Genomic DNA, 12468 nt, shown 5'->3' with positions numbered 1-12468 from the left:
CAAAAAATAAAAGAAGATAAAAATGAAAAAAATACTGTTTTTACTATTCATATCCACATCTCTGCTGATGCAAGCCAAAGAGGTGGCATTGACATTCAACGACCCTTCGGAGTTTTACAAGGACTACCGTTTTTCCGAAGGTATCGAGGGTAAGGCACTCGATATCAGCCGGGCTGCCTATCATCGTAATCCCGTTACCGTTCATCAAATCGATTCGGTAGATATGGCGGGTTCTTTCTCCATAAGTATCTGGTTGAAATCAGCGAGCGAAAATGTCGGTTGGAAAGGTATCGTCAGCAACAAGATGTCTTACGATATGAAGGATGCCGGATTTATGATTTCCACACAGGAAAACGGCTCTTGGGCCGTCTATTTCACCGATGGGAAAAATTGGCAGTGGGATTACAGGCCTACGGCGAAGCGGCAGCCTGTCAACGACGGCAAGTGGCATTTTTTGGCCATTACTCATTTTGCCGAGAAAGACGAGATGAAAATGTATTATGACGGGAAAAACGTCGCTACCTATTGTACCAACGGAAACAAGAATCTGGCTACCGGAAATCCGGTGCGCATCGGGAATCACGTCGATAACCAATGGAACAGCTTCAACGGTATGCTGGACCAGTTCCGGTTTACCGACCGGGTGAGAAGCAGCGAGGAGATTGCCGAAGAGTATTTCCGTCATACGGGAATCAGGCAGGAAGACAATCTGCCCCGCTTTACCCCGGAGATTAACCTGATGGCTTTCAATATATTCCACGGAGGGCACGAACTGGGCGAACAAGTAGGCGTCGAACGGGTCGTCGAGGTGATTAAAGGGGCGAAAGCCGATGTCATTGGCATGATTGAGACATACGGTGCAGGCGCTGAAATAGCCGATGCTTTGGGATATTATTTTTATCTGAGAAGTTCCAATCTGTCTATCATGAGCAAATATCCTATCGAGCAGACATGGGACATGTTCCAGCCGTTTAATACCTGTGCGGCCACGATACGCATCAGCCAGACTCAAACCTTCAATTATGTGAACCTGTGGCTGGATTACCGCCCTATCACCGACGAGCAGATAAGGGCCCGGATGACGGTGGCCGAAATGGAAAAAGGTGAGTTGCCCACGAGATACAGGGAACTGAGTGCGATTATGGAAGATATGAAACCGTTCTTCGACCGGGAAGAAGTCCCGCTTTTCGTCTCCGGCGATTTCAATAGCGGCTCTCATTTGGATTGGACAGAAGAGGCCAAACATCTCTTTGGAGGGTATGTCTTTAAATGGCCGACGAGCGTGTTGATGGAGCAAAAAGGCTTCAAAGACTCTTATAGGGAGTTGCATCCCGACCCGGTCAAATATCCATGCCTGACATGGTCTACCATGTCTAAGTTGGATTTGCAATACCGCATCGATTTTATCTATTACAAAGGGAAAAAGGTGAAGGCCGTTCGTTCCGAGATGATAGACAGCCATCCCGTGCGTTTCCCCTCAGACCATGCGGCAATGATAACCACGTTCAAGTTTAAGAAATGAGAAAAACAGGAATAAAATATCTTTTGGGAATTGTGGCAGGAGCCTTTGCCCTGCTGTGCGGAAGCACCTCTTTCGCAGGGAATACGATATTGCCTTATCCCAATCAAGTAGAGTGGAAAGAAGGCACGTGCCGGATAGAGAAACGCTTGTCGGTCTATTGCGACGAGGTTTTCAAGTATGAGACGAAAAAGGAGATGGATGCCTTGAAAAAGGAGGCGGGGGTCGCTTATAGGTTCTCGAATCGGGAGCAGGCCGATTTTCGGGTGCTTTTTTCAAAAGACATAGCGAAAGAAGGATATACCCTTGATATTACCGGTTCGGGCATCTCGATTCAAGCCTCTGCTCCGGCGGGAGTATTCTATGCCGTTCAGACCTTGAAGCAGCTGCTTCAAAAAGAACAAGCCGCTTATCGGTTCCCTTGTGTAGAAATTGCCGATTCCCCGGCTTTCCCGTGGAGGGGCTTTTTATTGGACGAAGCCCGTAATTTCCAAGGAAAGAAAGAGGTGAAAAAATTATTGGACGAAATGGCGATGCTGAAAATGAATGTGTTCCATTGGCACTTGACCGACGACCAAGGCTGGCGGATAGAAATAAAAAAATATCCTCGGCTGACCGAGGTCGGTGGTCGCAGGGACTCCACCCAACTGAATTGGTATGAAAGCACGGTGTATGACAAAAAGCCCGTCAGCGGATATTATACCCAGAAAGATATTCGGGAGATTGTTGCCTATGCGGCCGAGCGTCACATCACGATTGTTCCCGAAATAGAATTTCCAGGTCATGCCTCAGCTGCGATTGCCGCATATCCGTGGTTGGGATGTAGCAAAAAAGAGATTCCGGTTTCCTGTGCCTACGGTGTCTTCTCGTCGGTTTTCGACATCGCCGATTCCAGGACACAGCAGTTTGTCCGTGACGTATTGGATGAGGTAGCTGCTCTTTTCCCTTCGGATATCATTCATATCGGAGGCGATGAGGTGAAATATGATGAATGGCAGAATTCCGAAAATATCAAGCGGCTCATGGAGAAAGAGAAGGTCGATTCTCCGGCCGGATTGCAGATATGGTTCGCCAACCGTCTTTCGTCTTACCTGAAGAAAAAAGGCAAGAAAATGATGGGGTGGAACGATATTACCGGAGACAAGCTGCATGCCTATCATCCGGAGAATGCTACACAAAGCCGGCTGGATGCCGACAATACGATTGTGCAATTCTGGTTGGGCACTCCCGAGATATTGGAAAAAGCGCTTCGCAGGAATTTGAAAATAGTGAATAGCTACTGCGACTATACCTATCTGAATTACAATTATGATAAAATCGTTCCCGGACTGGAATATGCACATAAGCCCATACCCATGGAAAAGGCCTACAATTTTTATCCGGTTCCGGAAGGATGGGAAGACAGGAGAGACTTGATATTGGGGGTGACTTGCGCCATGTGGGGCGAGTGGATAAACCGTCCCGACATTATGTATAAAATGGTTTATCCCCAAGTTGCGGCTTATGCCGAGGTGGGTTGGACCGAGAGAAGGAATAAAGAGTTCGGCAGGTTCACGGACGCATTGGAGTTTTTCAAGAGACGATGGACTTCCGCCGGATATATCCGATGATTATCAATTTGTATTATTAATATATTTTTTTACTATTTTGTTTCATTTAAAAAATTATTATCATGAAAAAGTTAACAGTACTTTGTGTGTGTGCAATGGTTTCATTTGCACAAATGTGGGCGCAAAACGTCGTTATTTCGTTGGATAAATTCCATTTTGAAAGAGGAGAGGACATTGTGGTGACTTACAGCAATGGTCCTTGTAATGCCAAGGACTATATCGGAATCGCACCGTTGGGACAGGAGATTACCGGAATTCCGGGCGGATATACTACGACTTACGCTTATTTGGACAATCCGGGTACGGCCGAGGGCATTTGTACCGTTCCGGGCAATAATATGGGAGCAGTAGAAGACGGATACTATTGGGCCGTATATTTGCTGAATGATGGTTATAATGCAGCTTCGGCATATATACCTTTCTATTATGGTGCAGAAGCTCCGCAAAATGAAGCCCCGGCTTTGACCGTTGACGAGTGCACGGTCGATTATACAACGATAACTTTCACCGACAATGAACTTTGGAGAAACCTGATTAAAGGGATAAGCGTGGACGGAACCGAGTTGACAACCGACGATTATACGATGGAAGCCGGTGCACTTTATATCCTTAAAGATTTGACAGCCGCCAATACGCTTACCATTACGGCATGGGATCATCCCGATGCAACGGTTGCTTTCGGTACGACATCTATCGATGAAAATCTGGTGGGCAGCATGCGTTTCTGCAACGGACATTTGTATGTCTCGAATATCGCTTCCAAGTCGGTATCTGTGATTTCCTTGACAGGCGTCATGGTAGGGACCTATACGCTCAATGCAGGTGAGAACGTATTGGATTTGACTCATTTGAACAACGGTGTTTATTTGGTCAAAGCCGATGGTAAAGGAGCTGGTAAAGTGATGAAGATTATCATCAGACATTGATAGATTAGAGGTAAGTGGAGGCATGTCCTGCATATAAGGCATGCCTCCATAAAAAAAGCAATTATGAAAAAAGGTCTCGTATTACTGTTATATATTCAATTCTGTCTGACTGTTTTAGCGCAGTCTTTTCAACCGGAATTTTCTGTCGCCGGATTTTTCCCTGTCGAAAATTCGGGTAGGGAAGTGTATTCCATGAACCCGTCATGGCGTTTTTATAAAGGAGAGGTTTCCGGTGCCGAAAAAGTAGATTTCGACGATTCGGGCTGGGGACGGGTATCTCTTCCTCATAGTGTGGACACTCTGCCTTCCGAAGCCAGCGGGTGTGCCAATTACCAGGGGGTATCTTGGTATAGGAAGCATTTTTCGGTGAAGCCCGGGCTCTTAGGTAAAAAGTTGTTTGTCTATTTTGAAGCTGTCATGGGGAAAACCCGGGTTTGGGTCAATGGAGAACTGTGTGCCACTCATTATGGAGGCTATTTGCCTATTATTCTCGATGTTACCGATAAGCTGGGCGAGGAGAATGTGATAGCAGTTTGTACGGACAATTCCAATGACCCGCTCTATCCGCCGGGAAAGCCGCAGGAATTTCTCGATTTTACATATTCCGGCGGCATTTATCGCGACTGTTGGCTTATCGCCCATAACCGGGTTTTTATCACCGATGAAAATTATGCGTCGGAAGTAGCCGGAGGGGGTACGTTTGTTTCGTACGGCCGTGTCTCGGAAAAATCAGCGGATTTGCAGTTGAAAGTACAGCTGAAAAACGAGACCAAGCAATCGTTCAAAGGAAAAGTTCATGTTACATTGTGCTCTCCGTCCGGGGAGACGGTCTGTAAAAAGGTAAGTTCCGTTCAAATCCCGTCTGGAAAAAACGGCTATTGCCATGCTCGCATCGAGGTCAAGAATCCCCGGTTGTGGTATCCTTCTTCCCCGTCTTTGTATCAAGTATATATCGAAGTCAAAGATACCAAGACAGGCAAGACGATAGACGGCTATCGGAAAAAAATAGGTATACGGAGCATTGAGTTTAAGGGAAAAGACGGTTTGTGGGTGAACGGGAAACCCTATCCGCGTCCGTTGATGGGGGCAAACCGTCATCAGGATTTCGCTGTGGTCGGCAATGCAATGACCAATAATTTGCATTGGCGGGATGCGAAGAAGTTGAAAGATTTGGGCTTGGAGATAATTCGTAATGCCCACTACCCGCAGGACCCTGCGTTTATGGATGCCTGCGATGCCTTGGGGCTTTTCGTTATCGAGAATACTCCGGGCTGGCAATTCTGGAACGAAGACCCTATCTTCCAGACAAGGGTTTTCGACGATATCAGAAACATTATCCGTCGGGACAGGAATCGCCCGTCGGTCTTTCTTTGGGAACCTATTCTTAACGAAACGTGGTATCCTGAATCCTTTGTAGACAGTGTGGCGCAAATAGTTGCCGATGAATATCCGTATCCCTATTCCCATATCGTGGGAGACTCCGAGGCGCGCGGTGCATCACGGTTCTCGGTGCTCTATGCTCATCCTTCGAATGGAGATACCGATATAGCTATCAAAAATCTGAATCCCGATGTATCCTATTTTACCAGAGAGTGGGGCGACAATGTCGACGACTGGAACTCACACAACTCCACCAGCCGGGTAAAACGTTGTTGGGGAGAGACCCCCATGCTGGTGCAAGCGACACACTATGCATCGCCTTCCTATACGTGCACCAATTATGACGTTTTGTGGAAAACCCCGAAACAGCATTTCGGAGGCTGCCTGTGGCATTCGTTCGACCATCAGAGGGGATATCACCCCGATCCGTTTTATGGCGGTTTGGCCGATGTCTTCAGGCAACCCAAATATTCCTACTACATGTTTATGGCCCAACGGCCGTTGGACTCCTTGGATATTCAGGCCGAGAGTGGCCCTATGATTTATATCGCACATGAGATGACTCCGTTTTCTCCTGCCGATGTGACAATATATTCCAATTGCGAAGAGGTGAGGCTCACCATTTTTCAAGGCGGGAAAACTTATGTCTATAAGAAAGAGAGCCGGGCCGGCATGCCTTCTCCCGTTATCGTATTCAAAGATGTATATCGTTTTATGGACGATAAAGCACTTTCCCGAAAAGAAAGACAAGATGAAGTTTTCTTGTTGGCCGAAGGCTTCCAAGACGGGAAAAAGGTGGCGGAACATAAGCGCAGGCCCGCAAGGCGTCCCGCCAAAATAGTCCTTCAGTTAGATACCGAGGGGATTGACCCGGTGGCCGACGGCTCCGATTTGGTGACTGTAATCGCATCTGTGGCCGATGAGGACGGGGTAGTTAAGCGGCTGAATAACTACCACATACGTTTTTCGGTCGAAGGAGAAGGCCGCTTGCTCGCCGATGAGAGTTCGCACACCAATCCGCGTCCCGTAGAGTGGGGTACGGCACCGGTACTTTTGCGCACCACCCTGCGTCCCGGCAAAGTGAAGATAAAAGCCGAAGTCGATTCGCCCGGGTTGCAAATGCCTTTGCGGGGAGAGCTGGAGTTTGACGTGCTGCCCGCCACCCACGTTTCCATTTATGATGAGGAGGAGAGAGGGGGCGTCATGCGTCCAGTCTCGACCGTCAACCGCTCGAATGAGACGGAGATGCGGAATAAGCTCAACCAAGAGCTGAAAAATGTAGAACGCCAGCAGACGGAGTTCGGAGAATAAGAAAAGTGAAACATAATACAATAAAAAATCAGTAAATAGTAAAATCTATGAAAAATTATTTGGTGTCGGTTTTTGCCCTGTTTTCAATGGGAGTGGGATTGCATGCGGCAAACACGGGAGATGTATGGGTAATGCCCTGTACCGAGTTGCAGGAAAATTATCAGAATTTCCCGGCAGAAGAAAACAACCGGGTCGTTTTGGGACGAGGCGAGACGGAACATATACAGCTTGTATTTTCCACCATCCCCAAAGAAGAAATAACCCTTTCTACATCGAGCTCTCCACAAGAGTTCGGGGTACAATACCGCATTTTGAGGGAGATAGACGGCTTCGACGATGCACTGGTCCCCTTTGAGTCGAAAACAAAGGCCGAGAAGTCCACAACCGTGGTTTGGCTGACTTTTGAGACACCCCGGGATGCCCGCCCCGGTACTTATGATTATTCGGTGAATGTCAAGTCCATAAGGAATAACGTTACCTTGAATTTCAAAGTACGTGTGGCCGATTATGAGATTCCTCTCACACCGTCCATACCTTCGGAGTTCTGTGTCGATATAGATAATTTGCCCGAAAATGGCTCTGATGAGCAGAAGGAGTTGTGGACCGAGTTTTTGCTCACACGCCGTATCGACCCTTATTACGGGAAGATTATCGACCCCTCGATTTGGCGTTGGGACAACTGTTTCTCTCCTTGGCCGTGGGACGATCCCAGAAGCCAGAAATTGCTTCAGGACAAACGCTTTTGCCGTTTTGCCCTTCCTTGTTTGGTAGACGATGAGGAAATCTTGCGCATGTGTGCCGACATGAAGGAAAAAGGGTATTTCGACCGGTGCTATTTCTATATTTGGGACGAGCCGAAGACTCCGGCGCACTATGAACAGATAGCCAAGGAGTCGGCCCATATACTCTCGCTCGAACCCGAGGCAAAAATGCTTGTGCCGATTTCCAGCTCGCTCATCGAAGGCGAGAATAAATGGGATTATAAATATACCTTCGATTTCTTGACACCGTACGTCAAGATACTGCCCATTTCAGCCGAAGAGTATAAATGCCAGAATTCGGTTGCCCAAGACTTTAGGAAAATGATAGAGCCCAGGGCAGAGTGGTGGACTTATGTCTGTTGCGGTCCTGTGGGAGTTCAGCCCAACTTCCTTTTTTCTCAGACACCGTTCCATAATCGGGCGATCATGTGGCGGGTATATAAAGAAAATGAGACCGGATTCCTGTATTGGGGGGTAAACCGGTATCGTATGGAGCCATTTGCATTCGACCGTAGTCTGGATGCTGTCGGTGACGGCGGTTTGGTATTCCCCGGTTATATGTTCGGAGTGAAGGAACCCATTGCATCCGCACGTTTGGAACGTTGGAAAGAAGGACAGGAAGACTATGAGTTGTTGAAAATCGTAGAAGGAAAAGTAGGCAGGCAGAATGCCGAGAAAATTTTGGAACAAGTGTACCGTTCCCCGTCCGATTATACCAGAAATTCCGGTGAAATAGAAGCCTTCAGGGAAAAGCTGATTCAAATCGCCGAGACGTATGACTCTTTTGGACAAGTACTGATACGGGGAGAACAATATCTGGTAGATACCTTGAACGCCTATATCCCGGGGCCCGGCTGTGAATACTCTCATATCCGTATCGATGAACTGCCGATTGAAGCCCATGTCTTGAAAGTGGATTTGCAAAATCCGAATACGAGAGTCAAGACCTTTTTGGGGAACGACCTCATCGAGGGCTTGGAGACTGTATCGTCGGCTTGTGATAGATATACCACCGGGACAGCGGACGCCTTTGCAGGGATAAACGGGGATTTTTTTAATATAAGCGCACACAAGGAATTCCCTATCGGAGCCCCTCGGGGCGGGTGCGTTTCCGAAGGCATCATACAGCGGGAGCCCCGTAGCATGGAGTGGGCTTTTGCCGCTATCGACGACAACAATAAACCAATTCTTGACAACATGGCATTTTCCGGCTCGGTCGTCAGCTTGAAAGCCCCTATCGCCTCCTATACTTTCAATGACGTAAATCTTCCCCGCACAGATTGTTATTCGTGCGATATGACTTTTTACAACGAATTTGCGGGCGGATATACCCGTATGGACGAGAATGCCGAGATAGGCGATAAACTGAAAACAGAGGTCTTTTTCAAACTGGCCGACGGACAAGCATGGAAGATAAACTCGCCCATTACCTGCATCGTGACAAGGATTATCAAAGATACAGAAGGGAAAAATGCCCTGAAACCCGGCGAAGCCGCTTTGTCGGGTATCGACCAGGCAAAAGGGTTCTTGGATAAACTTACCGTAGGACAAAAGTTGAAAATCAATATGACAATCAAGACAGCCGGCAATGAGACTCCGGCTATCCGGGAGATGATAGGCGGCAATTCTCTTTTGATGAAGGATGGGGTAATCATGGAGTGCAATTTTAACGATTCCTATAACAATGTGCTCTATCCGAGAACCGGAGTAGGCTGTTCGGCCGACGGTCGTTGGCTGTATCTGATGGTAATAGACGGTCGTCAGGCTCATTCCAGAGGAGTTTATTCCGATGAAATGTGCGACTTGTTCAGGAGTGCGGGAGCTTCCGACGTAGTCGGGTTCGACGGAGGAGGTTCTACCGGGATGGTAGTGAACCATACCGTTGTGAACCGTCCGAGCGACGGGCAGGAAAGGGCCGTTACCAACGGTTGGCTGCTACAGACGACGACTCCGGTCGACTGGGAAATAGTGCGTTTGGCATTCAATTATTGGAATAAGGAACAGATAAATTCCCTTTCCCTGCCTTTGCGTTTGATGGGATACAATCAATATAATGTCCTTGTAGATTCCGACCTTTCACCGGTCACATGGAGCTGTTCGCCGGAGTTGGGGCATATCGAAGGAGAGACGTTGATACTCAAGGGAACCGATATAAAAGGTACGGTAACAGGTACATACAATGGGATGAGCGTCTCCCGGCATTTCAATTTCGGGGAAACTACCGGTTTGGAATCGGTCTCGAAATGGAGCCGGAATGTAAAGTTTTATAAAGACAAAAGTGCCAACTTGTTTTATTTGAGTCAGGACGGAAACGGGCCGTGTAAAATGGCTTACGCCCTGTATACCTTGGACGGCCATTGCATGCGGCAGGGCGAAAGCGAATTGTCTGGCACTTATTGTTTCGATTTCACCGACATGCCCTCAGGGCTGTATCTCTTGAAAGTAAATATGGAGATGGAAAGTTTTACATTCAAATTGATAATCCGATAATATATATGTCCCGTAAAATCGTTTTGGTAATTTGGGGACTCTTGTCGTTCTTTTTCGTACAGGCAGACGAGAGTCGGGCGAGGTGGATTACCGCATTTGAAAATCAAAGCGCCTCGAATACATGGCTTTGCTTTCGCAAGGATATCCATTTGAATTCTCGTCCCTCGGAAAGTGTAACATTGAAAATCGCGGCCGACAGCAAGTACTGGATGTGGATAAACGGTAGGCTCGCCGTCTTCGAGGGGGCTGTGAAACGGGGGCCCACACCGGAAGATACCTATTACGACACAGTCGATGTGACCTCTTTCTTGCAAGAAGGGAAAAATGCCGTCGCTATTCTTTTGTGGTATTTCGGGAAAGAGGGGTTCTCTTATCAGCCGAGCGGCAAAGCCGGATTGTTTGTGGAGAGCCTTTCGGACGAATTCCCTCTGTATAGTGATAAAAGTTGGTTTTCGGCCATTCATGGGGGATATTACACTCCCAAGGGGACACAGCCCAATTTCAGACTGTCCGAATCCAACATCGGTTATGATGCCCGCCTCTTTTCAGAATCGTGGATAGTGTCGCCGGCAGACAGTCTTTGGTATCCGTGGTCGGCTTCGGTAGAAGTAGGAAAAGAAGGTTGTAAGCCGTGGAACAAACTATACCCGAGAATAATCCCGATGTGGAAAGATTATGGACAGAAAGAATATACTCTTCGGGAATGGAGAAGAGGACAGGAAAAAGATACGCTCATTTGTCATCTGCCCTACAATATGCAATTGACACCATGCTTGGAAGTAGAAGCACAAGGGGGAGATACGATAAGCGTATGTACGGATAATTACAAAGGCGGTGGCATGTATAATCTCAGAGCCGAATATGTGACCCGGAAAGGGCGGCAAAGCTATGAAAGCCTGGGCTGGATAAACGGACATGCCGTATATTATATACTCCCCAAAGAAATTACTCTGATAAATGCGACCTATCGGGAAACCAGCTATAATACCTCTTTTGCCGGCTCGTTTAGCTGTAATGACGATTTTTACAACCGGCTTTGGACGAAAGCGCAACGCACGTTGCTGGTGACCATGCGCGACACCTATATGGATTGCCCCGACCGGGAGCGTGCTCAATGGTGGGGCGATGAGGTGATCGAGTCGGGAGAGTCATTCTATGCACTTTGTCCCCAATCGCATTTGCTGATGAAAAAAGGCATGTATGAACTGATGCAGTGGCAGAAAGAAGACGGCACGATATTCTCGCCGATTCCTTCATCGAACTATCAGACGGAACTGCCGGGGCAGATGTTGGCCAGTGTAGGGCTGTATGGATTTTGGAATTATTACCTGAATACCGGCGATACTGCTACTATCGCCGATTTGTATGATTCTGTCAAGCGGTATCTGGCTGTATGGGAATATAACGAAGACGGCACTGTCAAGTTTCGTAGCGGAGACTGGACGTGGGGCGATTGGGGCACGAATGTCGATATAAAAGGATTATTCAATGCTTGGTATTATCTGGCATTGGATGGAGTCTCCCGCATGGCCGGAGTTCTCGGTAAAGAAGACGATGCCGCCGATATGAAAAAAGAAATGAGTGCCTTGAAAGATGCGTTTAACAGGGCATACTGGAAAGGCTATGCGTATCGGGCCGATGAGTCGCTTCCCCATCCCGATGACCGGCTGCAGGCGTTGGCGGTACTCTCAGGATTGGCCGACGAGTCGAAATATGAAGCCATATTGAAACTGTTCCGACACTATGAATATGCCAGTCCCTACATGGAAAAATACGTATTGGAAGCCATGTTCCGTATGAATCGCCCTTGCGAAGCCCTTGAACGAATGAAGAAAAGATTTGGGAAAATGGTAGATTATCCCCGTCTCACGACGCTTTTCGAAGGGTGGGGAATCGGGCCCGAAGGATTTGGCGGAGGTACTTATAACCATGCTTGGAGTGGAGGCGGATTGACTCTCCTGTCTCAAAAAGTCTGTGGGATAGCTCCGGTAAAGCCGGGCTTTAAAGAGTTCAGCCTCAGACCGCAAATGGGCTTTCTTACCCATGCTGAAATGTCGATGCTCAGTGTCAATGGGCGAATTTCGGTTTCCTTGAATCGTTCGGAAAAAGAGTTGAAGATTCGGTTGAGTGTCCCGTCTGGTGCACAAGCCCTGCTACCTGTTGGAGAGGAAGTACAGCAAGTGAAATTGGAAGGGAAAAAGATTTTCAAAAATAAAAAATTCTATCCTGATAAACGCTATAAAGCCGATTTTTCCGACGGTCAGGCTGTACGCATATCGGGAGGCGAGTGGGAAATAGAGCTGTCGTATAGGTAGAAATATATAAGTGTGTTTGGTTAGGGTCTCTTTTTTTGTATAATGAGATTTTAGAAGCTGTATTATACTCTTTCGGAGAGGGAATGTTTGGCTGTTGTTCCCTTCCTGATAATGAGTGGTTTAGAGTAAAATTTCCCCTCTCAAGAGGGGAAATTT

Annotated in this window: 6 protein-coding genes; all 6 read left to right on the top strand. The window is 47.5% G+C overall.

Annotation, left to right across the window (positions count from 1 at the left end; translation table 11 throughout):
• The first annotated feature begins 22 nt into the window (after positions 1 to 22).
• The 6 genes from BN2628_RS04310 (at position 23) to BN2628_RS04285 (ending at position 12312) form a co-directional block, all read left to right on the top strand.
• Positions 23 to 1522, top strand: coding sequence for a LamG-like jellyroll fold domain-containing protein (locus BN2628_RS04310; protein ID WP_082430127.1), 1500 nt, complete (start codon positions 23 to 25; stop codon positions 1520 to 1522).
• The gene (locus BN2628_RS04305) at positions 1519 to 3129 is read left to right on the top strand and encodes a beta-N-acetylhexosaminidase (protein WP_074023940.1); all 1611 of its coding nucleotides are present in this window, start codon (positions 1519 to 1521) and stop codon (positions 3127 to 3129) included. Before BN2628_RS04310 ends, BN2628_RS04305 begins: the two co-directional genes overlap by 4 nt.
• Positions 3130 to 3191: 62 nt before the next feature.
• Entirely contained in the window at positions 3192 to 4055 is an 864-nt protein-coding gene (locus tag BN2628_RS04300) for a hemoblobin-interacting domain-containing protein (RefSeq protein WP_055096154.1), read from the top strand.
• Between the two features lie 63 nt (positions 4056 to 4118).
• Positions 4119 to 6746 (top strand): glycoside hydrolase family 2 protein, encoded by a 2628-nt coding sequence (locus BN2628_RS04295; protein ID WP_055096152.1) that lies wholly within the window; start codon positions 4119 to 4121, stop codon positions 6744 to 6746.
• Positions 6747 to 6793: 47 nt separating this feature from the next.
• Positions 6794 to 9997: a phosphodiester glycosidase family protein gene (locus tag BN2628_RS04290; RefSeq protein ID WP_082430126.1), complete on the top strand. Its 3204-nt coding sequence runs from the start codon at positions 6794 to 6796 to the stop codon at positions 9995 to 9997.
• Positions 9998 to 10002: 5 nt separating this feature from the next.
• On the top strand, positions 10003 to 12312 hold the full coding sequence (locus BN2628_RS04285) for an alpha-L-rhamnosidase-related protein (protein WP_021931366.1): 2310 nt from the start codon (positions 10003 to 10005) through the stop codon (positions 12310 to 12312).
• Positions 12313 to 12468: the final 156 nt, after the last annotated feature.

It is taken from the genome of Gabonia massiliensis (assembly GCF_001403595.1).
In the GTDB taxonomy this organism is placed as follows: domain Bacteria; phylum Bacteroidota; class Bacteroidia; order Bacteroidales; family Coprobacteraceae; genus Coprobacter; species Coprobacter secundus.
The sequence above is the reverse complement of the archived record's forward strand: the minus strand, read 5'-3'. Positions and strand labels throughout refer to the sequence as shown.